The organism is Actinomycetota bacterium (assembly GCA_030684515.1).
GTDB lineage: Bacteria > Actinomycetota > Actinomycetes > S36-B12 > S36-B12 > UBA11398.
In genome coordinates this window covers 313,725-335,811 of record JAUXVJ010000024.1, presented here as the reverse complement: position 1 = coordinate 335,811, position 22,087 = coordinate 313,725, and the positions used below count along the sequence as shown (strand labels likewise).

At 60.8% G+C, this 22,087-nt stretch carries 18 protein-coding genes and 1 pseudogene; 17 read left to right on the top strand and 2 right to left on the bottom strand.

The window, feature by feature from the left end; translation table 11 throughout:
* The first annotated feature begins 20 nt into the window (after positions 1 to 20).
* From Q8M73_10445 to pyk, 10 genes and pseudogenes are all read left to right on the top strand, one after another.
* A complete protein-coding gene (locus Q8M73_10445) occupies positions 21 to 629 on the top strand; it encodes a hypothetical protein (protein ID MDP2288968.1) in 609 nt (202 codons plus the stop codon).
* A 140-nt stretch (positions 630 to 769) separates the two neighbouring features.
* Positions 770 to 1,243, top strand: coding sequence for a DUF2752 domain-containing protein (locus Q8M73_10440; protein ID MDP2288967.1), 474 nt, complete (start codon positions 770 to 772; stop codon positions 1,241 to 1,243).
* Between the two features lie 61 nt (positions 1,244 to 1,304).
* Positions 1,305 to 2,105 carry an indole-3-glycerol phosphate synthase TrpC gene (gene trpC / locus Q8M73_10435; GenBank protein MDP2288966.1) on the top strand — a complete coding sequence of 267 codons (801 nt, stop codon included), beginning with the start codon at positions 1,305 to 1,307 and terminating at the stop codon, positions 2,103 to 2,105.
* The gene (trpB, locus tag Q8M73_10430) at positions 2,102 to 3,328 is read left to right on the top strand and encodes a tryptophan synthase subunit beta (protein ID MDP2288965.1); all 1,227 of its coding nucleotides are present in this window, start codon (positions 2,102 to 2,104) and stop codon (positions 3,326 to 3,328) included. Before trpC ends, trpB begins: the two co-directional genes overlap by 4 nt.
* On the top strand, positions 3,325 to 4,122 hold the full coding sequence (gene trpA / locus Q8M73_10425; protein MDP2288964.1) for a tryptophan synthase subunit alpha: 798 nt from the start codon (positions 3,325 to 3,327) through the stop codon (positions 4,120 to 4,122). Before trpB ends, trpA begins: the two co-directional genes overlap by 4 nt.
* A gap of 61 nt (positions 4,123 to 4,183) precedes the next feature.
* A complete protein-coding gene (locus tag Q8M73_10420; GenBank protein MDP2288963.1) occupies positions 4,184 to 4,987 on the top strand; it encodes a thioredoxin domain-containing protein in 804 nt (267 codons plus the stop codon).
* 9 nt (positions 4,988 to 4,996) lie between these two features.
* Positions 4,997 to 5,815, top strand: a pseudogene (lgt, locus tag Q8M73_10415) (prolipoprotein diacylglyceryl transferase).
* An 87-nt stretch (positions 5,816 to 5,902) separates the two neighbouring features.
* Positions 5,903 to 10,444, top strand: a complete 4,542-nt coding sequence (gene gltB / locus Q8M73_10410) for a glutamate synthase large subunit (protein ID MDP2288962.1) — start codon at positions 5,903 to 5,905, stop codon at positions 10,442 to 10,444.
* A complete protein-coding gene (locus Q8M73_10405) occupies positions 10,437 to 11,891 on the top strand; it encodes a glutamate synthase subunit beta (GenBank protein ID MDP2288961.1) in 1,455 nt (484 codons plus the stop codon). The genes gltB and Q8M73_10405 overlap by 8 nt, the downstream gene beginning before the upstream one ends.
* Before the next feature lie 52 nt (positions 11,892 to 11,943).
* On the top strand, positions 11,944 to 13,377 hold the full coding sequence (gene pyk, locus Q8M73_10400) for a pyruvate kinase (GenBank protein MDP2288960.1): 1,434 nt from the start codon (positions 11,944 to 11,946) through the stop codon (positions 13,375 to 13,377).
* Here pyk and Q8M73_10395 read toward each other — a convergent pair.
* The gene (locus Q8M73_10395) at positions 13,374 to 13,712 is read right to left on the bottom strand and encodes a TfoX/Sxy family protein (protein ID MDP2288959.1); all 339 of its coding nucleotides are present in this window, start codon (positions 13,710 to 13,712) and stop codon (positions 13,374 to 13,376) included. The two genes, pyk and Q8M73_10395, sit on opposite strands and share 4 nt — an antisense overlap.
* Positions 13,709 to 14,104 (bottom strand): cupin domain-containing protein, encoded by a 396-nt coding sequence (locus Q8M73_10390; protein MDP2288958.1) that lies wholly within the window; start codon positions 14,102 to 14,104, stop codon positions 13,709 to 13,711. The genes Q8M73_10395 and Q8M73_10390 overlap by 4 nt, the downstream gene beginning before the upstream one ends.
* 76 nt (positions 14,105 to 14,180) lie before the next feature.
* Between Q8M73_10390 and Q8M73_10385 the strand changes: the two genes are divergently transcribed.
* Genes Q8M73_10385 through carB form a run of 7 tightly spaced genes read left to right on the top strand, consistent with a single transcriptional unit; the run spans position 14,181 to position 22,060 of the window.
* A complete protein-coding gene (locus tag Q8M73_10385) occupies positions 14,181 to 14,378 on the top strand; it encodes a hypothetical protein (GenBank protein MDP2288957.1) in 198 nt (65 codons plus the stop codon).
* Positions 14,375 to 14,752 carry a type II toxin-antitoxin system death-on-curing family toxin gene (locus tag Q8M73_10380; GenBank protein ID MDP2288956.1) on the top strand — a complete coding sequence of 126 codons (378 nt, stop codon included), beginning with the start codon at positions 14,375 to 14,377 and terminating at the stop codon, positions 14,750 to 14,752. The genes Q8M73_10385 and Q8M73_10380 overlap by 4 nt, the downstream gene beginning before the upstream one ends.
* Before the next feature lie 58 nt (positions 14,753 to 14,810).
* Entirely contained in the window at positions 14,811 to 15,371 is a 561-nt protein-coding gene (pyrR, locus tag Q8M73_10375) for a bifunctional pyr operon transcriptional regulator/uracil phosphoribosyltransferase PyrR (protein MDP2288955.1), read from the top strand.
* On the top strand, positions 15,368 to 16,312 hold the full coding sequence (locus Q8M73_10370) for an aspartate carbamoyltransferase catalytic subunit (GenBank protein MDP2288954.1): 945 nt from the start codon (positions 15,368 to 15,370) through the stop codon (positions 16,310 to 16,312). Before pyrR ends, Q8M73_10370 begins: the two co-directional genes overlap by 4 nt.
* Entirely contained in the window at positions 16,309 to 17,592 is a 1,284-nt protein-coding gene (locus Q8M73_10365; protein MDP2288953.1) for a dihydroorotase, read from the top strand. The genes Q8M73_10370 and Q8M73_10365 overlap by 4 nt, the downstream gene beginning before the upstream one ends.
* On the top strand, positions 17,589 to 18,740 hold the full coding sequence (gene carA, locus Q8M73_10360; protein MDP2288952.1) for a glutamine-hydrolyzing carbamoyl-phosphate synthase small subunit: 1,152 nt from the start codon (positions 17,589 to 17,591) through the stop codon (positions 18,738 to 18,740). The genes Q8M73_10365 and carA overlap by 4 nt, the downstream gene beginning before the upstream one ends.
* A complete protein-coding gene (carB, locus tag Q8M73_10355; protein ID MDP2288951.1) occupies positions 18,740 to 22,060 on the top strand; it encodes a carbamoyl-phosphate synthase large subunit in 3,321 nt (1,106 codons plus the stop codon). The genes carA and carB overlap by 1 nt, the downstream gene beginning before the upstream one ends.
* Positions 22,061 to 22,087 lie beyond the last annotated feature (27 nt).

Sequence of the window (22,087 nt, the reverse complement as noted above, 5' to 3'; positions counted from 1 at the left end):
ACCACTGATCGGGGGATGACATGGTCGAGCCGCAACGCCAATTCTCAGGCGGTCACTGGTGGCAATGGGATGGCCAGGCGTGGGTGCTGGAGCCTGCCCCACCGGGTGAAGTTGCACCTGACGTCAGCCAAGACCAAGCACCGCCACTTTCGAGCGGAGATGCGGCGGGCGCCAGTGAATATCAAGCGCCCCCGCCGCCCTCGTTTGCAGCTGCAGCACCTGTCACGTCCGCAACTCAATCGAGTTGGCTGAGCAAATACTGGTGGATCCCAGCCATCGTGATCGGCGTGCTCGTAGTCGTTGGCGCGGTGTTTCTGTTCCGGCCCAAGACTTCAGTTCTCGAAGCTGCAGTAGCCACATGCAGCGCTCAAAATGCAGATGGGATCGACTTGGCTGACGGTGGATCAACGCTCATCGTTGATACCAAGGGTGAAGAGGACTTCAGCGGTTCGACGATCGCGCAATTGGTCTGTGTTCTCGCCGCACTCAAAGTGCCGGCCGCCGACTTGAATGCCATCCAGCGCACGAGTTCCAATGATGGAATCCAGACGGCTGAATGGGATGACCTGAAGGCAAGCTGGAAGTACCACCCTGACGACGGAATGAATATTCAGTTCACTCTCCAGTGAGGGGTGTTCGTTCGCGCTCGAGAACGACTTTCAGGCGACGAGCTGAGCCAGCGAGCTGCCGCTGGTAACGGTGAAGGCGAAGATGGCAACTTTCATGCCACCGGTGTCACTTGAGACCGTTTCGGACATACCCTGAGCGCATGGAAACCGCTGAGAAGGTGGACTCCGACCGCATCGTGATGCCGGCCCGCATCGATGCGCGTCCGCTCTGGCGTCGCCTGGCAGGGCCAGTTGCTGTTGGCGCAGGTGCCATTGCGGCCTGCGGATATCTCTCAGTTGTCAATCCAAACGAAGCCGGTCACTATCCGTCGTGTCCGTCGCGGAGCCTGCTCGGCATCGACTGCCCGGGCTGCGGCGGGATGCGTGGCATGTACTCCCTGCTGCACGGAGACGTGGCTGGTGCGATGGATCACAATGTGCTGCTGCTCGCAATCGTGCCGATTGTTGTGGGGCTATGGGTGCTGTGGCTCTCGCGCGCCATTCGCGGTCGGTATCCGCAGGTCAGTTACCGCCAGTTCCGCTTGCGCAATCGACTGTTGATTGTGGGACTGATCGCCCTCATTGGCTTTGGCGTCGTGCGGAACTTCGTTCCGTACTTGGGATCTGGAGTCTGATTCACGCAGTTCATTTCGGGCGCGATTCTGCGATGCGCACCCGCCGCATAGAATCCACCTCGTGAGCGTCCTGGCTGAGATCATCGTGGGAGTACGCGAGGATTTGGCCACCAGAGTCGCGCAGACGCCATTGGATGCCGTGAAAGATCGGGCGCTCATGGCAGCTCCTGCACTTCCCGTGATAGCGCAGCTCACTGCCGACGGGGTGCAGTTGATCGCAGAAGTGAAGCGTTCCAGTCCGAGCAAAGGTGCCTTGGCCCAGATCGCTGATCCTGCTGCGCTTGCCCGGTCCTATGCCGAGGGCGGAGCCGCAGCCATCTCAGTGCTGACCGAACAACGACGCTTCAACGGAAGCCTTGCCGATCTTGCCGCTGTGCGGGCCGCGGTTGACATCCCTGTCCTGCGCAAGGATTTCATGGTTGACGAGTATCAGTTCTGGGAGGCGCGTGCCTACGGCGCAGACATCGTGCTGCTGATTGTGGCGGCACTCGAGCAGGCCACCCTGATTTCCTTCCTTGGTCTGTCGCGCGAGTTGGGGATGACGCCGCTCGTTGAAGTGCATGACGAAGCTGAGGCAGAGCGCGCGATCGCGGCTGGTGCTGATGTCATCGGTATCAATGCGCGAAATCTGAAGACTCTTGAAGTGGATCGCGCGGTCTTTGCACGCGTGGCTCCGCTCATTCCTGCCCACTGCGTGCGCATCGCTGAATCAGGTGTTCGCTCCGCGCTGGACGTCGTGGAGTACGGACTGGCCGGTGCGGACGCCGTATTGGTGGGCGAGGCATTGGTGACTGGAGCAGACCCCAGATCCGCTGCCCAAGCGATGATCCAAGCGGGTCAGACTGTGGGGCTCTCGTCATGACCACAGGTCACTACGGCCCCTACGGTGGCCGCTTTGTTCCCGAGGCACTCAGCGCGGCTCTGGATGAATTGGATGCGGCTTTTCGCGTTGCCAAGGATGACGCAACTTTCCAGGCCGAACTACGCGATCTTGAACGCAATTACACAGGACGTCCCAATCCGCTTACCTTTGCTCGCCGATTCAGCGAGCATTGCGGTGGCGCTCGTGTGTATCTCAAGCGGGAAGACCTCAACCACACTGGTTCGCACAAGATCAATAACGTTCTCGGGCAGGCCCTGCTCACCAAAAGGATGGGCAAGTCACGTGTCATCGCCGAGACAGGCGCAGGCCAGCACGGCGTCGCGACGGCGACAGCAGCTGCGCTGTTCGGGCTTGAGTGTGCGGTGTACATGGGTCTTGAAGACACCAGGCGGCAGGCACTCAACGTTGCGCGGATGAAGCTGCTGGGCGCGGAGGTCATCCCCGTGACGGCAGGCAGCCAGACCCTGAAGGACGCCATCAACGAGGCGATGCGTGACTGGGTGGCTAGCGTTGACACCACTCATTACGTCTTGGGCACCGTCACTGGTCCGGCGCCTTTCCCAGAGATGGTGCGCTACTTCCATTCAGTGATCGGCACCGAGGCTCGCGAGCAGATCCTGAAGGCCGAGGGTCGCCTTCCTGATGCCGTGGTGGCCTGTGTCGGTGGTGGCTCCAACGCGATGGGCCTGTTCAGCGGCTTCATTGACGACGCTGACGTAATCCTGCGCGGCTATGAAGCCGGTGGCGACGGTGTCGAGACGGGTCGCCATGCCTCGCGCTTCTCCGGTGGCTCGCCAGGCGTGCTGCACGGCGCTCGTACCTATGTCCTGCAAGATGAGTGGGGCCAGACTCTGCCGTCACACTCCATCAGTGCCGGCTTGGACTACCCAGGTGTTGGCCCTGAGCACGCATGGCTGCACGACACCGGCCGCGCCAGTTATGAATCGATCACCGATGCTGAGGCGATGGAAGCCTTCGCTCTGCTCTCACGCACTGAGGGCATCATCCCGGCGATCGAGAGTGCGCATGGCCTGGCTGGAGCGATGCGCATTGGAAGAGAACTCGGCCCTGATGCCGTCATCATCGTGAACCTGTCAGGTCGTGGCGACAAAGACGTCGCGACCGCGGCTCGCTGGTTCAACATCGATCTGGGTGGCATGGTTGCTGCCGAACTCAGCCCAGAGATGCGTGAAGGTCGATGACCGCGCACGTCGCAGGCGCCTTCGCCAAGGCTGCAGCTGAGAATCGCGCTGCATTGATCGGGTACCTGCCTGCCGGATTTCCCACGCCGGAAATCTCCGTGCGCTTGATCAATGCCATGGTCGGCGCGGGGGTGGACATCATCGAAGTCGGCCTGCCGTACTCGGATCCGCTGATGGATGGCCCGGTCATTCAGCAAGCAGTCAATGAAGCACTTGCCGCGGGTACGACAACCGACCACGTCCTTGATGTCGTTCGCCAGATCACTGATGCTGGCGCCACTGCAGTCGTCATGAGCTACTGGAATCCCATCGAGCGCTATGGCGTGCAGAGGTTCGCTGCTGGCCTGCAAGCCGCCGGTGGTTCCGGATTGATCGCCCCTGATCTTTCGCCAGAGGAGGGCGATGACTGGGCGAGCGCGGCAATCGCCCATGACATCGATTGCATCTTCATGGTCGCCCCGTCATCCACCGATGCACGCATTGCCGAGATCGTCAGGCATGCCTCAGGCTTCATCTACGCCGCTTCAACAATGGGTGTCACAGGTGCGCGCACCAGCGTTGGGGGAGCGGCCAGTGGGCTTGTCGCACGCACCCGGCCGTTCACCGAACTGCCAATCGCCGTTGGCCTAGGCGTGTCCACAGCCGCGCAGGCTTCCGAAGTTGCTGCCTACGCCGATGGCGTGATCGTTGGCTCGGCATTTGTTCGTCGAGTGCTCGATGCCGACAGTGAATCGGCCGCGATTGCGGGCGTCAGCGAACTTGCATCCGAACTAGCCAATGGTGTGCATCGCTAGAGCGGCACTGTGACGTACGGTGGTGCAGTAGAGCAACGGACCAGCCAAGGAGTTCCACGCGATGAGCAATTCTTCTAATGACCGGCGCGAGCGCGCTGCCGCCGCAAAGTCGGCAGCAAATGTCGGCGGCAAGCGTCGCGAGCGGATGATCCGCCTCGCTGGTGGGGCCACAGTGCTGGTCATTGTCATCGGGATCATCGCGATCTCCGTGATTGCCAAGAACTCCGACTCCAGCACGCCGGATCCCGCGGTCACAGCCACGGCCGATCCGAATGCAGCACTCCCGGAGACGGTATTCGCGTCCGACAGCAAGTACGCCTTCGGCGTTCCTGTGGGTACCGCCACGGCGGCAATGCCGGTACTTGAGCTCTGGGAGGACTTCCAGTGCCCAGCGTGTGAGGCTGTTGAAAAGGCCAACGGTGAAGGCATCAGCGCGCTTGCCTCGGGCGGCAAGGTTCAACTCGTGCGTCGTCCAACGACCTTCCTGGACAACAACCTCAACAATGACTCCTCCTTGCGTGCGACCGCAGCCTGGGGCTGTGCAATCGACGCAGGTAAGACCGAGGAGTTCCATAAGACCGTGTACGCCAACCCGCCCGCTACTGAGGGCGATGGCTTCACCAACACCCAGCTGATCGGCTTTGCTGCTGACTCTGGCATTGAGGGTCCCGCGCTGGACACCTTCACCACGTGCTTGAACGATGGCAAGTACCTGGGCTGGGCGGCCAACAGCACAGCGGCCTTCTACCAGTCCGGTGCTCAGGGCACCCCCTATGCCCTGCTCAATGGAACAGTCGTGCCAAATGATGTGCTCGCTGACAAGGACAAGCTCGACGCCCTCGTCGCAAGCACCACCAAGAGCTGATTGCTGCACTTGATCCGAGCATTCATCCCAAGCCCAGATCATGGGGTCTGGAATCTTGGGCCGATCCCGCTTCGTGCCTATGCGATGTTCATCATCCTTGGCATTGTCGTTGCCGTCTGGCTGGGCAACAAGCGGTATGTGGCGCGCGGCGGACAGCCCGGCACGATCACCGACATTGCCATCTGGGCGGTGCCCTTTGGCATCGTCGGTGGACGGATCTATCACGTCATCAGTGATCACCAGCTGTACTTCGGACCTGGTGGATCTGGCTTCTCCGGTGCCATTCGGATCTGGGACGGCGGCCTTGGCATCTGGGGAGCAGTGGCCCTTGGCGCGCTGGGTGCCTGGATCGGTGCGCGCCGCCAAGGGGTGGCGCTGCTGCCAGTGGCTGATGCCATTGCTCCGGGCATCGCGTTGGCGCAGGCGATCGGACGTTTGGGCAACTACTTCAATCAGGAGCTCTTTGGCTCACCCACCAGCCTGCCGTGGGGTCTTGAGATTGATCTGGTCCATCGACCTGCTGGCTTTGAGCAGTACGAGACCTTCCACCCGACCTTCCTCTATGAGGCACTGTGGATGGTCGGGGTCGCACTGATCCTCATCTGGGCCGATAAGCGCTTCAACCTGGGACATGGTCGGGTCTTTGCCCTCTATGTCGTCCTTTACTGCGTAGGTCGCACGTGGATCGAGCTGCTGCGCATCGACACCGCCAATCACATTCTGGGCCTGCGCCTGAATGTCTGGACTGCGGTGATCGTGGGCCTTGGAGGATTGGTCTGGTTCCTGCTCTCAGCCCGCCTCAAACCAGGGAGAGAAGCACTGGTGGACACCCGGTAGTATTTTGCCTCGTTGGGCCAATGTCGTCCTGATAAGTCTGATCACCCATGGGGTGATCTGCACGGCTACGACGATTGGATGAGCACGATGTTCCCCAGCTCCCTTCCCACAGCATCTGGTCTGTATGACCCGAAATTCGAGCACGATGCCTGTGGCGTGGCCTTCGTAGCGACCCTTACTGGTATTGCCTCGCACGACATCGTCGCCAAAGCCCTGACTGCCTTGGTCAACCTGGAGCATCGCGGCGCCTCTGGCGCCGAACCGGACAGTGGCGACGGCGCTGGCATTTTGTTCAGCATCCCGGACGCCTTCTTCCGCGAGGTTGTTGACTTCGAACTCCCGGCGGCCGGCTGCTACGCAGCTGGCATGGCCTTCCTGCCGACCGATCCCACCCAGTTGCTCGAGGTCAAGTCCGCTATTGCTGCCATCGCCCAGACCGAAGGCCTGCGCGTGCTTGGCTGGCGTGCCGTGCCGACCGACCCCTCGCTGGTGGGACTCACTGCCCGCAGTGTGATGCCGATCTTCGAGCAGCTGTTCGTTGCCGCCGATGACGATTCGCTCAGCGGCATTGAACTGGATCGCCGAGCCTTCGCGCTGCGCAAACGTGCCGAGCGTGATGCCGCCGTCTACTTTCCCTCACTGTCGGCTCGCACGATCGTCTACAAGGGCATGCTCACCACAGGACAGCTCGAGCCCTTCTACCCGGACTTGTCCGACGAGCGGGTGGCGTCCCCATTGGCGCTGGTGCACTCGCGCTTCTCCACCAACACCTTCCCGTCCTGGCCACTCGCGCATCCCTACCGCTTCATCTCTCACAACGGCGAGATCAACACTGTGCAGGGCAACCGCAACTGGATGCGTGCCCGCGAGGCAATGCTCAAGAGCGATCTGATTCCCGGAGACCTGACTCGCCTGTTCCCGATCTGCACCAACGGCGGCTCGGACTCAGCCTCCTTCGACGAGGTACTGGAACTCATTCACCTCGGCGGGCGCTCCTTGCCGCATGCCGTGCTGATGATGATTCCTGAGGCATGGGAGAACCACCCTTCCATCGACCCCGCCCGTCGTGCCTTCTACGCCTTCCACTCCACTTTTATGGAGCCATGGGACGGACCAGCAAACGTCTGCTTCACCGATGGCAGCATCATCGGCGCAGTGCTGGACCGCAATGGTCTGCGCCCTGGTCGCTATTGGGTCACCGAAGATGGACTTGTGGTGCTCGGCTCCGAAGCCGGTGTGCTCGATCTTGATCCAGCAACGATCGTGCGCAAGGGCCGCTTGCAGCCAGGTCTGATGTTCCTGGTCGACACCGTTGCCGGTCGCATCATCGAAGATGACGAGATCAAGGCCGAGCTCGCTGCTGCTGAGCCGTACCAAGCCTGGCTCGATGAGGGCATCGTCCACCTTGAAGAACTGCCCGAGCGTGAGCACATCATGCACACCTCAGGATCAGTGGCGCGTCGTCAGCAGACCTTTGGCTACACCGAGGAAGAACTGAAGATCCTGCTTGATCCCATGGCGCGCACTGGCGCAGAGGCCATTGGCTCCATGGGCACAGATACCCCAATCGCGGTGCTGTCTACTCGTCCGCGCCTGCTGTTCGATTACTTCCATCAGTTGTTCGCGCAGGTGACCAACCCGCCGCTGGATGCCATCCGCGAAGAGATCGTGACATCGCTGCACGGCACTATCGGCTCAGAGGGCAATCTGCTTGAAGCCTCACCTGGTCACTGTCATCAGGTGGTGCTGCCGTTCCCGGTGATCGACAACGACGAGCTTGCCAAGATCCTGCACATCAACGATGACGGCAATATGCCCGGCTTTGCTGCAGCTGAGATCGAAGGCCTGTACGACGTTGCCGGTGGTGGCGAGGCATTGCAGAACCGTCTCACCGAGATCTTCCATGAGGTCGATGCCGTCATTCGTGAAGGCAAGCGCTTCATCGTGCTGTCCGACCGAGACAGCGATGCCGATCGCGCCCCGATCCCAACCCTGCTGCTGACCTCTGCTGTCCACCACCACCTGGTGCGCACCAAGGCCCGCACGATGGTCACGCTCATCGTTGAGGCTGGCGATGTGCGCGAGGTCCATCACGTTGCACTGCTCGTTGGTTACGGAGCTGCGGCGGTCAACCCCTATCTGGCTCTTGAGACCGTTGAAGACATGGCTCGTCGCGGAGTCATCGATGACATCACGCCAGAGAAGGCAACCCGCAACCTGATCAAGGCGCTGGGCAAGGGCATCTTGAAGGTGATGTCCAAGATGGGCGTCTCCACTGTGGCCTCCTATCGTGGCGCCCAGATCTTTGAAGCCGTTGGCCTTGGGCCTGAGGTCATTGAGGCCTACTTCTCCGGCACGAGTTCCAAGCTCGGTGGTGTTGGCATCGACGTGCTTGCCCAAGAGGTTGCCGATCGTCATGACGTGGCGTACCCGCCAAGTGGGATCTCACCTGCGCACCGCACTTTGAACGTCGGTGGCGAGTACAAGTGGCGTCGCGAAGGCGAACTGCACTTGTTCAACCCCGAGACGGTCTTCCGCTTGCAGCACGCGACGCGCAACAAGCGCTATGACATCTTCAAGCAGTACACCAATGAGGTCAATGAGCAGTCCGAGCGACTGATGACCTTGCGTGGGCTCTTCGAGTTCCGCGACGGCGTGCGCGAGCCCATTGACATTGAAGAAGTCGAACCAGTCTCTGAGATCGTCAAGCGCTTCTCCACGGGTGCGATGTCCTACGGATCAATCTCCGCTGAAGCCCACGAGACTCTCGCCATTGCGATGAACCGGCTGGGTGCAAAGTCCAACACCGGTGAAGGCGGGGAGGACCCCGAGCGTTTCGTGCCGATGCCGAACGGGGATTCGAAGCGTTCTGCGGTGAAGCAGGTGGCCTCGGGTCGATTCGGCGTGACCAGCGAGTACCTCGTCAACTCCGATGACATTCAGATCAAGATGGCGCAGGGCGCAAAGCCGGGCGAGGGCGGTCAGCTGCCAGGTCAGAAGGTGTACCCGTGGATCGCGAAAACGCGATACGCGACTCCCGGGGTTGGCCTGATCTCCCCACCGCCCCACCACGACATCTACTCGATCGAGGATCTCGCACAGTTGATCCACGACTTGAAGAACGCCAACCGGTATGCGCGCGTGCACGTGAAGCTGGTGTCAGAGATTGGTGTCGGCACGGTCGCGGCTGGTGTGTCCAAGGCCCATGCCGACGTCGTGCTCATCTCCGGCTTTGACGGCGGCACGGGCGCGTCACCACTGACCAGCCTCAAGCACGCCGGGACTCCTTGGGAACTCGGCCTTGCTGAGACCCAGCAGACGCTGATGATGAACGGTCTTCGTGATCGCATCGTCGTGCAAGCCGATGGCCAGCTGAAGACTGGTCGCGATGTCATCGTTGCTGCGCTCCTGGGTGCAGAGGAGTACGGCTTCGCCACTGCTCCGCTGGTCGTCATGGGTTGCGTGATGATGCGGGTGTGCCACCTGGACACCTGTCCTGTCGGTATCGCTACGCAGAACCCTGTACTGCGCGAGCGCTTCTCGGGCAAGCCTGAATTCGTCGAGAACTTCTTTGAGTTCATTGGCCTTGAAGTGCGCGAGCTGCTCGCCGAACTTGGCTTCCGTTCACTGGATGAGGCCATCGGCCAGGTCGAGATGCTGGACACCAAGAAGGCAGTCACCCATTGGAAGGCTGCCGGCTTGGATCTCTCGCCAATTCTGGAGATGCCACGCGTTGCTGAGGGCTCACCTCGTCGCGCCATGATCGAGCAGAATCATGGGCTCGATGTTGCGCTGGACAACGAGCTCATCGCGATCTGCCAGCCGGCAATCAATGACGGTGAACTGGTGCGTGCTCAACTGAGCGTGCGCAATGTGAACCGCACAGTGGGCACCATGCTGGGGGCTGAAGTTACGCGTCATCACGGTGGCGAAGGCCTGCCTGACGGCACGATTGACCTGACCTTCATTGGTTCGGCCGGTCAGTCCTTTGGTGCCTTCCTGCCAAGTGGCATCACGCTTCGCCTTGAAGGCGATGCCAATGACTACGTGGGCAAGGGACTTTCCGGAGGTCGCATCGTGGTGCGTCCGCATCGCGAGGCCCAGTTCGTTGCATCTGAGCAGATCATTGCTGGCAACGTCATCGCCTACGGCGGCACTCGCGGAGAGATCTACCTACGCGGACGCGCGGGCGAGCGCTTCTGTGTTCGCAACTCCGGTGTGACGGCAGTAGTTGAAGGCGTCGGTGATCACGCGTGCGAGTACATGACTGGTGGGCGCGTAGCGATCCTTGGCGCAACTGGTCGCAACCTCGGTGCTGGCATGTCAGGAGGCATCGCCTACGTCCTTGATCTGGATCCCGACAAGGTCAACCCTGAGATGATTGATCTTGATCCAATGACCTCTGCGGACGCCGAAGAGCTGCACGAGATCCTGCAGAATCACTACGAGGCGACGGAATCCTCCGTGGCATATCTGCTGCTCGAGGACTGGATCACAGGTCTTGCTCGCTTCACCAAGGTGATGCCCAAGGACTACAAGCGCGTACTGCAATTAACACAGCAAGCTGTCGACGAGGGTCTTGATCCGCTCGTCTTTGTGATGGGAGGCGGACATGGCTGATCCAAGAGGTTTTCTGAATGTCGGACGCGAACTGCCCACGCGCAGGCCAGTTGATGTTCGCTTGCAGGACTGGAGCGAGGTCTACGAGGAGTTCGACTCCGCGCAGGTGCGTACGCAGGCCAGTCGTTGCATGGACTGCGGCATACCGTTCTGTCACAACGGCTGCCCGCTGGGCAACCAGATCCCAGAGTGGAATGACCTCGTCTATAGCGATGACTGGGAAGCAGCCATCGAATGGCTGCACGCCACAAACAACTTCCCTGAGTTCACTGGGCGCTTGTGCCCGGCGCCTTGCGAAACGGCATGCGTGCTGGGCATCAATCAGGATCCAGTGACCATCAAGCAGGTCGAGGTCTCGATCATCGATCGCGCGTGGGACGAAGGCTGGGTCCAGCCTCGTGTGCCTGACGCGGTCTCGGGCCTGACTGTTGCCGTCATCGGCTCTGGACCGGCGGGTCTGGCAGCAGCGCAGCAACTGGCTCGCGTGGGTCACACGGTTGCGGTCTATGAGCGTGCCGATCGCATTGGTGGCTTGCTGCGCTACGGCATCCCTGAGTTCAAGATGGAGAAGAGCGTTCTTGATAGACGCCTGGCGCAGATGGAGGCCGAAGGCGTTCGATTCCGTCCCGGTGTCGACATCGGCATCGACTTCACGGGCCAGGACATTCGTCGTCGATATGACGCAGTGATCCTTGCCATCGGCGCAACGAAGTGGCGTGATCTGGACGTGCCGGGTCGTGAATTGCGCGGGGTCTACCAGGCCATGGAGATCCTGCCCTTGGCCAATCGCGTGCAGGAAGGCGATATCGACGAGTCACCGCTGGATGTCAAGGGCAAGCACGTGGTCATCATCGGTGGCGGAGACACTGGTGCTGACTGCCTGGGCACCTCGCATCGTCAAGGTGCGGCCTCAGTGACGCAGCTGGAGATTCTTCCTACTCCGCCGCAGACTCGTCCAGGCACACAGCCATGGCCGACCTACCCGATGATCTACCGCACCTCCAGCGCTCATGAAGAAGGCGGCGAGCGGCTGTTCGCGGTCTCCACCACGCATTTCGTCGATGATGGCACCGGGCAGGTCAAGGCACTGGCACTTGTCGATGTCGAGCCCTTTGAAGGTGGCTTCCGACCAGTTGCCGGTTCAGAGCGAGAGATTCCTGCCGATGTCGTGATGCTGGCGATGGGCTTCACCGGCCCTGAAGCCGACGCCTTGGTCGAGCAGTTTGATCTCAGCCTCGATGGCCGCGGCAACATCAATCGTGATGCCGCCTATGCCACAGAGGTCGAGGGAGTCTTTGTTGCTGGCGACGCTGGACGAGGCCAATCGCTGATCGTGTGGGCGATTGCCGAAGGTCGCGCAGCCGCTTCCGCTGTTGACGCATATCTGACTGGCCAGACCACCTTGCCTTCGCCGATTGCATCGACAGTTCGCCAGCTCATGGCCTAGGAGTCATCCGATCGATGACATCGCTTACAGCGCTTCAGATAAGGTCATGAGCATGCGCAGGGCAAAGATCGTTGCCACGATGGGCCCGGCTACCGCCGACATTGAAGCCATTCGTGGACTTGTGGAAGCCGGAATGGATGTCGCACGGCTGAATCTCTCCCACGGCAGCTACGAGCAGCATGAGTCGGTCTATCGCCTGATTCGCCAAGCCGCAGATGAATCTGGCCGCGGCATCGGCGTCCTTGCTGATCTGCAGGGTCCCAAGATTCGCCTTGGCCGATTTGCTGCAGGCCCGGTACTGCTCACCGAAGGTGAGGAGTTCATCGTCACCACTGAAGAAGTGCCCGGTGACAAGTTCATCGTCTCGACTTCCTATCTGGGGCTTCCCCAGGATGTGCACCCCGGCGACAGTGTGCTGGTCGATGACGGACGCATCGCACTTGAGGTCGTGCGCGTTGAAGGCCCACGAGTCATCACGCGGGTCGTAGAAGGTGGCCGAGTCTCAGATCACAAGGGCTTCAATCTTCCCGGCGCTGCTATGAGCGTCCCGGCAATGTCGGCAAAGGACCGCGGTGATCTGCGCTGGGCCCTTCGCATCGGCTGCGACATGATCGCGCTGTCCTTTGTGCGCAGCGCAACCGATATTGAAGACGTCCACGCCATCATGGCCGAGGAGGGCGTGCGCATCCCGGTGCTGGCCAAGGTTGAGAAGCCACAGGCCGTTGAGAACCTGCAGGAGATCATCAACGCCTTTGATGGCGTGATGGTGGCCCGTGGAGATCTTGGCGTCGAACTGCCTCTTGAGCAGGTACCGCTGGTGCAGAAGCGCGCCATTCATATGTGCCGTGAAGCAGGCAAGCCGGTGATTGTTGCAACCCAGATGCTGGACAGCATGATCAGCGCCAAGCGCCCAACAAGAGCCGAAGCTAGCGACGTCGCCAACGCAGTGCTCGACGGTGCCGACGCCTTGATGCTTTCCGGTGAGACCAGTGTTGGCGCGCACCCCAACACCGTTGTGCAGACGATGGCCCGCATCATCGAGCACGTCGAAGGCGAAGCACTTGGGCGCCTGCCTGGACTGGATGAGCCGCGCGCGGGCTCCACCAATCGCGCACTGACGCACGCAGCCGTGATGGTCGCCGACGATGTCGATGCCACTCACTTGATCGCCTTCACCGAAACCGGACTTTCGGCTCGACTCATCGCCCGTTGGCGCAGTGCGACCAGGCTGCTGGCCTTCACACCGGATCCGCGGGTCCGCAGCCAACTGGCGCTGTGCTGGGGAGTGGAGACCTTCCTGGTCTCTCAGGTCGAGCACACCGATGACATGGTCATGCAGGTCGACAAGGCGCTGCTGGACATCGGACGCGTCGCACCAGGGGAGCGCGTGGTGATTGTTGCTGGCGTGCCACCAGGTGTGCCAGGCACCACCAACGGCATGCGCGTGCATCGCATCGGCAGTTCAGGCCGCGGCTCCGGCGTTTAGTTCTTCCTTGCTGCCTTGGGCTTCTTCGGTTTGGGAGCAGGAAGCGCGGCGTAGGTGATGCCCACGAGCTGTTCCAGCCAGTCCGTATCTGCAAGCTTGGCCTTGCTGATCTTCAATTGCGGCTTGGCTCCGGGGTAGGGCTCACCGCGGCCGATGCGACCAGCGAATGCCACACCTTCATCAGTTGGCTTGATGAACATGGTGTTGTCGCAGATCAATCCGATGATCTTGTCCTTGCAGTAGAGCCCGTACTCACCGAACATCGGATTCGCACGCATATCGCGCGCAGACAGTTGCTCCAACACGTAGTCCACGAATGCGCGGTCGGTGCTCATCGCTTTGGTGGGGGTCCTGGTGCAAAGCGAAGCAGCACGGCGTCGGTGGTGCACTTGAAGCGATAGGGCGCGCCGCCGGGAACCATGATGCCGTCATTGACCTTCAACTCACCGAGCAGCACGTCATCGGCAGCCCAGAAGGTGGCTTCGCCATCAATGACGTACCAAATGGAATCTCCGGGGTGGGAGTGTAATCCGTTCTCGCCGCCTTCTGCGCGATAGCGACTGACCGAAAGGCCAAGTTCGCCACTGCGCGTCAGTGCAGCAGCCTTGCCGGTGATGTCGGTGGCCGAGAAGGTGTGAAAGCCGCCGGAGGCTTCAGTGGTCGTATCTGACAAGGGCAAGTCCCAAGCAACGCGGTCGGGAAAGTGCCCGTAGAACTTCTCTGTCACGGACGTGATCCTTCCACAGCAGGCTCGACGAGGCTGAAAGGACTGGTACCAGAAGTGGTAGCATCGATGCATGGCTATGACCTTGCGCCTCAATGAGCAGGACGCCCGTGCCTTGGCAGAGCAATCTTCCCTGGAGCACCGCTCGCAGCAGGAGATCGTCACGACAGCCGTGCGCGAGTACATCGAGCGGACGAGCCGTGCTTCTTTGCTCGAACAAGTGCTCAGTGAACAACTTCCCCGATATGCAGAAGCCTTGGAGCGGCTCGGTCAGTGATCTACCTGACCCTGGACGAGCTGCTACTAGTCGCCGAGCGGGCGATCGGGCAGCAGGTGCTGATCCGCGACGCAGGGCTACTTGAGTCTGCCTTGGCGCGACCACAGACCGTGCTCTTCGGTGAAGACGCCTACCCCGACATTCACACCAAAGCTGCGGCGCTTCTTCAATCGATTTGTTCAAATCACGCCTTAGTCGACGGCAACAAGCGTCTAGCGCTTGCAGGAGCCATAGCCTTTCTTGGCGTCAACGGCTGGCAGTTGACGCTCACCAACGATGAGGCCTATGACCTCGTGATTGCTGTTGCTTCAGGTGAACTCGACGATCTGGGAAGCCTCGCGGCCCGATTACGGACTGGGTCTCAAGAGCGCTAGAGTCAGCACTGCTCGACATCCTTTAAGCCCGTCCTGTGAGGCGGGGAAGGGGGTCCACATGGACTCTGCACGCGCGCACGATCTTCGGACCGTGCTCTCCGGCGACGATATCGCCCGAGCCAGCCGCCGCATCGCCCACGAGATCGTTGAAAAGGCCAAAGGCGCATCCGACCTGGTGATCCTTGGCATTCCCACCCGAGGCGTCTATCTCGCGCAGCGCATCGCCGCTGCGATCTCAGATATCGAAGGCGTCGAAGTTCCGGTTGGGGCGCTGGACATCACCTTGTATCGCGATGACCTGCGTCTACAGCCTCCGCGCGCCCTTGAGCCCACATCGATCCCCTCGGGTGGCATCGATGGCAAGACCGTGGTGCTTGTCGACGACGTCCTCTATTCAGGTCGCACGATCCGCGCTGCGCTTGACGCGCTCAACGATGTCGGTCGTCCAGCTGCGGTGCGCTTGGCGGTGCTCGTTGACCGAGGGCATCGCGAACTGCCGATTCGGCCCGACTACGTCGGCAAGAACATTCCCACCTCGTCAACTGAGCAGGTGTTTGTGCGCTTGAGCGAACTCGATGGCACCGACGCCGTTGAGATCGCCGATGGGGCAGGTGCCTGATGCGTCATCTGCTCTCCGCCGGCGACCTGGATCGTGATGCGGCATTGCTGATCCTCGACACTGCTGCTGAGATGTCAGCCTTGTCGGATCGCAGTGTCAAGAAGCTGCCGACTCTGCGTGGTCGCACTGTGGTGAATCTGTTCTTCGAGGACTCCACCCGCACTCGCATCTCCTTTGAACTGGCTGCCAAGCGCCTTTCGGCCGATGTCATCAACTTCGCGGCCAAAGGCTCTTCAGTGTCCAAGGGTGAGAGCTTGAAGGACACGGCTTTGACCCTTGAGGCCATGGGCGCGGATGCTGTGGTGATTCGACACTGGGATTCCGGTGCGCCCTATCGCCTTGCGCACGCCGACTGGATTGGCGGCTCAGTCATCAACGCCGGTGATGGCACGCATGAGCACCCAACGCAGGCCCTGCTTGACGCCTACACGATGCGCAGGCATCTGCGCGATGGACAAGGCGATCTTGATGGCGTTCGGGTGGGCATCGTCGGCGATGTTCTGCACAGCCGAGTTGCGCGATCTAATGTGCTGCTGTTGCAGACTCTTGGAGCCGAAGTCACACTCGTTGCGCCACCGACTCTGCTGCCGATCGGCATCGAGAAGTGGCCATGTGAGGTCAGCTATCACATCGACGAAGTGCTGCCCAAGGTCGACGCGATCATGATGCTGCGCGTGCAGTCTGAGCGTATGAAGGACGCCTACTTCCCAACAGCGCGCGAGTACAGCCGCTTGTATGGACTGGGTGGTGACCGAATGCGACTGCTCCCCGAGCATGCAATCGTGATGCATCCCGGTCCGATGAACCGCGGCATGGAGATTTCTGCTGAAGTCGCGGACAGCGCTCAGGCCGTGATGGTCGAGCAGGTCGCCAATGGCGTCAGCGTTCGGATGGCAGTGCTGTATCTGTTACTCGGTGGGGCAAAGGAGTTGAGCGAATGACCGCGATCGTCATCCAGGGGGTGCGCCCCTATGGGGAGGATGCCGTTGATCTGGTCATCAACGATGGCGTGATCACCGAGATCCTTGCTCCCGGTACCGGAGTCGGCACCATCATCGAAGCTGATGGTCTGATTGCGCTTCCCGGCTTTGTCGATCTTCACACTCATCTGCGTGAGCCGGGCCGCGAGGATGCCGAGACCATCGAAACCGGCTCGCAGGCTGCCGCACTTGGTGGATTCACCTGCGTGCACGCAATGGCCAATACCGATCCGGTTGCCGATACGGCAGGCGTCGTGGAGCAGGTCTGGCGTATCGGTCGTGAGATCGGGCTCGTTGATGTGCGCCCGGTTGGTGCAGTGACCGTTGGGCTTGAAGGCACGCAGCTTTCTGAGATCGGCGCCATGGCCAATTCGGCTGCTGGCGTCACCGTGTTCAGTGATGATGGCAAGTGCGTGCACGATGCCTTGCTGATGCGACGAGCGCTGGAATATGTGAAGGCATTCGGGGGAGTGGTTGCCCAGCATGCGCAGGAGCCGCGTCTCACCGAGAACGCGCAGATGAATGAAGGTGAGCTGTCTGGTCGCCTCGGCATGGTCGGCTGGCCAGCGGTTGCTGAAGAGGCAATCATCGCTCGCGACGTACTGCTTGCCGAGCATGTCGGTTCGCGTCTGCACGCCTGCCATGTCTCAACGGCCGGCTCGGTCGAAGTCATTCGCTGGGCCAAGAGTCGCGGGGTCAACGTCACCGCTGAGGTCACGCCCCATCACTTGCTGCTCACTGAAGATCTCGTGGCCAGTTATGACCCGGTTTACAAAGTCAACCCACCGCTTCGCAGCACAGCAGATGTTCTTGCGCTGCGCGAGGCGCTTGCCGATGGCACCATCGATGCAGTTGCCACCGATCACGCGCCACACCCCCATGAACACAAGGACTGCGAGTGGGGCTCGGCCGCAATGGGAATGCTCGGTCTGCAGACCGCATTCAGCGTCGTCATGGAAACCATGATCGAGCCTGGACTTCTGGACTGGCGCGCAGTTGCTGATCGCATGTCGGTGCGTCCAGCTCGCATCGGTGGCATTGCCACGCAGGGGCATTCGATCGAGGTCGGCGCGCTTGCCAACATTGTTGTGGTTGATCCCAATGCCCGCTGGACAGTCGTGCCCGAAGAGCTCGCGTCCAAGAGCTCGAATACTCCTTACGCAGCACGAGAGTTCCCCGGAGTCGTCGTGCACACATTCTTTGAAGGTCGACCAACAGTGATAGGTGGCAAAATCGCATGACCCAGGTAGAACCATCGCTTCACGAACAAGCAGTATTGGTACTTGAAGACGGGCGCGTCATGCACGGCGAGCGCTACGGCGCTTCTGGTGTGACCTTCGGCGAAGCAGTGTTCTCCACGGGCATGTCCGGCTACCAGGAGACGCTGACTGACCCTTCCTACCACCGTCAAGTTGTCATCATGACTGCGCCGCACATCGGCAACACAGGCGTCAATCTTGAAGACGCGGAATCAAGCCAGATCTGGGTTGCCGGATACGTCGTGCGCGATCCCTCGCGCCTTTCATCCAACTGGCGCGCCACCGGTGATCTGGCCCAAGCCCTTGCAGCGCAAGGCATTGTCGGGATCAGCGGCATCGACACTCGCGCATTGACTCGACATCTGCGAGAGCGCGGCGCGATGCGGGTCGGTATTTTCACCGGCGAATTCGCGAACAGGTCAACAGAAGAACTCCTTGCTGAGGTGCAGGCCAGTCCCGGCATGGTCGGCGCGAGCCTGACTGACGATGTCAGCACTGATGAGGCCTATGTCGTGCCAGCTATCGGCGAGCGACTGTTCACCGTTGCCGCGATTGATCTCGGCATCAAGACGATGACCCCGCATCGGCTGGCCGAGCGCGGAGTCGAAGTACACGTGCTTCCTGCCTCCGCGTCGATTCAGGAGATCTACGCCATTGATCCCGACGGTGTGTTCTTCTCCAATGGTCCCGGTGACCCAGCCACCGCCGATGACGCCGTCACAACCATGCAGGCCGTGCTTGCAAAGCGCACGCCCATCTTCGGGATCTGCTTCGGCAACCAGGTACTGGGCCGTGCCTTGGGGCTTGGCACCTACAAGCTTCGATACGGGCACCGTGGCATCAATCAGCCAGTGCAGGATCTGCGCACTGGCAAGGTTGCGGTCACCGCGCACAACCACGGCTTCGCAGTTGATGCGCCTCGCGATGGCGAGTTCGACACGCCGTATGGCAAGGCCATCGTCAGTCATGTATGCCTGAACGACGACGTGGTCGAAGGGCTTCGCTGCCTGGAGACTCCCGCATTCAGCGTTCAGTACCACCCTGAAGCCGCTGCCGGTCCTCATGATTCGGCGTACCTGTTCGACGAGTTCATTGAATTAATGCAGAGCAATCGAAAGGTGCGTGCCTGATGCCACGTCGCAGTGACATCAAATCGGTGATGGTCATCGGATCCGGACCAATCGTCATCGGTCAGGCCTGCGAGTTCGACTACTCAGGCACGCAGGCCTGCCGAGTGCTTCGCGATGAAGGCATTCGCGTGGTGCTGGTCAACTCCAACCCAGCAACGATCATGACTGATCCGGAGTTCTCCGACGCTACCTACATCGAGCCGATCACTCCCGAGTTCGTTGAACGCATCATCGCCAAGGAGCGTCCAGATGCTCTGCTGCCAACTCTTGGCGGACAGACCGCTCTGAACACGGCTATTGCTCTGCACAAGAACGGGGTGCTCGCCAAATACGGAGTCGAGCTCATCGGTGCCGACGTCGATGCGATCGAGCGCGGCGAGAACCGTGAGATGTTCAAGAAGATCGTGGCTGACATTGGTGCGGAGAGTGCTCAGTCAGTGATCTGTCACACCCTGGACGAGTGCCTGGCCGCGGTTGATGAACTCGGCTATCCGATGGTGGTGCGCCCTTCCTTCACCATGGGTGGCGCAGGTTCGGGTATGGCCTACAACGAGACAGATCTGCGCCGCATTGCCGGTGCTGGTCTGCAGGCAAGCCCCACCACAGAGATCCTGCTCGAGGAGTCAATCCTGGGCTGGAAGGAATATGAGCTCGAACTGATGCGCGACAACCGCGACAACGTCGTGGTGGTCTGCTCGATTGAGAATCTGGATCCGATGGGCGTGCACACCGGTGACTCCATCACGGTGGCTCCGGCACTGACCTTGACTGACCGCGAGTACCAGCACATGCGCGATGTCGGCATACAGATCATTCGCGCCGTTGGCGTGGACACCGGTGGTTGCAATATTCAGTTCGCCGTGAATCCGCAGGACGGCCGACTCATCGTCATTGAGATGAATCCGCGAGTCTCGCGATCATCCGCCTTGGCATCAAAGGCCACTGGCTTCCCGATCGCCAAGATCGCTGCTCGTCTTGCCGTGGGATACACCCTTGATGAGATTCCCAACGACATCACCAAGGAGACCCCAGCCTCTTTCGAGCCGAGCCTTGACTACATCGTGGTGAAGATCCCGCGCTTTGCCTTCGAGAAGTTCCCGATGGCTGACACCACCTTGACCACGACGATGAAGAGCGTCGGGGAGGCCATGTCCATCGGTCGCAACTTTACCGAGGCCCTGCAGAAGGCACTGCGCTCATTGGAGAAGGCCGAGGCAATCTTCACCTGGCCCGCAACTCGCGAAGAAGTCGATGTCGATGCGCTGCTGGCAACTATGGGTCGTCCGCACGATGGGCGGCTCTCCTTGGTGCAGCAAGCACTCTGGGCAGGCGTCTCACCAGAGCAGGTCTTCGATGTCACCAAGATCGATCCGTGGTTCCTGGATCAGATCTGTCTGATCAACGAAGTCGCCGACGAGGTCCGAGCTGCAGCTGAATTGAATCCTGCAACTCTGCGCAGGGCCAAGCGTCATGGGTTCTCGGATCGGCAGATCGCGCAGTTGCGCGGTCTGAGCGAGACCGATGTCCGTCACCTTCGACACAGCTATGGCATCCGCCCGGTCTTCAAGACAGTTGACACCTGCGCCGCAGAGTTTGCGGCGAAGACTCCGTATCACTACTCGGCCTATGACGAGGAGACCGAGGCGATCCCCAGTGATCGCGAGAAGGTGATCATCCTGGGTTCCGGTCCTAACCGCATCGGCCAAGGCATCGAGTTCGACTACTCCTGCGTCCATGCGGCCTTGACTCTGCGCGAGGCCGGCTACGAGACGATCATGGTCAACTGCAATCCAGAGACTGTGTCCACTGACTACGACACCTCTGATCGCCTGTATTTCGAGCCCTTGACTCTGGAAGACGTGCTGGAGATCGTGCACGCAGAGCAGCAGGCTGGAACGCTCAAGGGGGTCATCGTGCAGCTCGGCGGGCAGACCCCGCTGGGGCTTGCGCAGGCCTTGAAGAACGAGGGCGTGCCCATCGTGGGCACCTCGCCAGAATCGATTCACCTTGCTGAAGACCGCGGCGCCTTCGGGCAGGTGCTCGCTGAAGCCGGACTTCCAGCGCCCAAGCACGGCACTGCCTCCTCCTTCCCGCAGGCCAAGGCCATCGCCGACGAGGTCGGTTACCCCGTGCTCGTTCGTCCGAGCTACGTGCTTGGTGGCCGCGGCATGGAGATCGTCTACGACGACACCATGCTTGCCGACTACCTCGAGCGCTCGACAGAGATCAACGCCGAGCATCCCGTGCTCGTCGACCGGTTCCTTGATGACGCAATCGAGATCGATGTTGATGCCCTGTACGACGGCACTGAGCTGTTCCTTGCCGGAGTCATGGAGCACATCGAGGAAGCCGGCATTCACTCCGGCGACTCGGCATGTGCGCTGCCACCCATCACTTTGGGCCCAAGTGACATCGCGCGCATTCGCAGCTCTACAGAGGCCATCGCCAAGGGCGTTGGCGTGCTCGGGCTGCTGAATGTGCAGTATGCGCTGGTTGCCGACATCTTGTATGTACTCGAGGCCAATCCACGTGCCTCGCGCACGGTTCCGTTTGTTTCCAAGGCAACTGCAGTCCACGTTGCCAAGGCAGCCGCGCGCGTGATGATGGGCGAGAGCATCGCCTCGCTGCGTCAGATAGGAATTCTGCCGATCGATGGCGATGGCGGCACGATGCCTTCGGGTTGCGCAGTGTCCGTCAAGGAAGCAGTCCTGCCCTTTGGACGATTCCACGGAGTCGACACGATCCTTGGCCCGGAGATGCGTTCGACCGGAGAGGTCATGGGCATCGATGACACGTTCGGCATTGCCTTCGCCAAATCACAGGATGCGGCTTCGGGTGGATTGCCCACATCAGGGACGGCGTTCGTGTCGCTGGCCAATCGTGACAAGCGGGCCTCGATCTTTCCGCTGAAGCGGCTGAGCGATCTTGGCTTCAAGATTCTGGCTACTTCGGGCACCGCTGATGTGCTGCGTCGCAATGGCGTTCCCTGTGAAGTGATCCGCAAGCAATATGAGGGTCGCGGACCAGCAGGGGAGCCCACCACCGTTGACGCCATCATGAATGGCGACATTCAGCTGATCATCAATACGCCCTATGGCGTGGGGCCTCGCCTGGACGGATACGAGATTCGCACTGCTGCGGTGATCAAGGGGATTCCCTCCATCACCACGGTGCAGGGACTGGGTGCAGTCGTGCAGGGCATCGACTCCCTGCAGCACGAAGTCCCCACGGTGCGCTCCTTGCAGGAGCACGGAGCCGATCTGAATCGCCTTCGCCAGCGCGATCGCGATAGCCTCGCCGCCTCACGTAAGGATGCGTAGCCGTGCCCCCTTTGCAGCTCACCGGTC

What these genes read in the sequence shown, in the direction of transcription:
- Q8M73_10445 (MDP2288968.1), top strand. Translation starts at nt 21, where the DNA reads ATGGTCGAGCCGCAACGCCAATTCTCAGGCGGTCACTGGTGGCAATGG.
- Q8M73_10440 (MDP2288967.1), top strand. Translation starts at nt 770, where the DNA reads ATGGAAACCGCTGAGAAGGTGGACTCCGACCGCATCGTGATGCCGGCC.
- trpB (MDP2288965.1), top strand. Translation starts at nt 2,102, where the DNA reads ATGACCACAGGTCACTACGGCCCCTACGGTGGCCGCTTTGTTCCCGAG.
- trpA (MDP2288964.1), top strand. Translation starts at nt 3,325, where the DNA reads ATGACCGCGCACGTCGCAGGCGCCTTCGCCAAGGCTGCAGCTGAGAAT.
- Q8M73_10420 (MDP2288963.1), top strand. Translation starts at nt 4,184, where the DNA reads ATGAGCAATTCTTCTAATGACCGGCGCGAGCGCGCTGCCGCCGCAAAG.
- gltB (MDP2288962.1), top strand. Translation starts at nt 5,903, where the DNA reads ATGAGCACGATGTTCCCCAGCTCCCTTCCCACAGCATCTGGTCTGTAT.
- Q8M73_10405 (MDP2288961.1), top strand. Translation starts at nt 10,437, where the DNA reads ATGGCTGATCCAAGAGGTTTTCTGAATGTCGGACGCGAACTGCCCACG.
- pyk (MDP2288960.1), top strand. Translation starts at nt 11,944, where the DNA reads ATGCGCAGGGCAAAGATCGTTGCCACGATGGGCCCGGCTACCGCCGAC.
- Q8M73_10395 (MDP2288959.1), bottom strand. Translation starts at nt 13,712, where the DNA reads ATGAGCACCGACCGCGCATTCGTGGACTACGTGTTGGAGCAACTGTCT.
- Q8M73_10385 (MDP2288957.1), top strand. Translation starts at nt 14,181, where the DNA reads ATGACCTTGCGCCTCAATGAGCAGGACGCCCGTGCCTTGGCAGAGCAA.
- pyrR (MDP2288955.1), top strand. Translation starts at nt 14,811, where the DNA reads ATGGACTCTGCACGCGCGCACGATCTTCGGACCGTGCTCTCCGGCGAC.
- Q8M73_10365 (MDP2288953.1), top strand. Translation starts at nt 16,309, where the DNA reads ATGACCGCGATCGTCATCCAGGGGGTGCGCCCCTATGGGGAGGATGCC.
- carA (MDP2288952.1), top strand. Translation starts at nt 17,589, where the DNA reads ATGACCCAGGTAGAACCATCGCTTCACGAACAAGCAGTATTGGTACTT.
- carB (MDP2288951.1), top strand. Translation starts at nt 18,740, where the DNA reads ATGCCACGTCGCAGTGACATCAAATCGGTGATGGTCATCGGATCCGGA.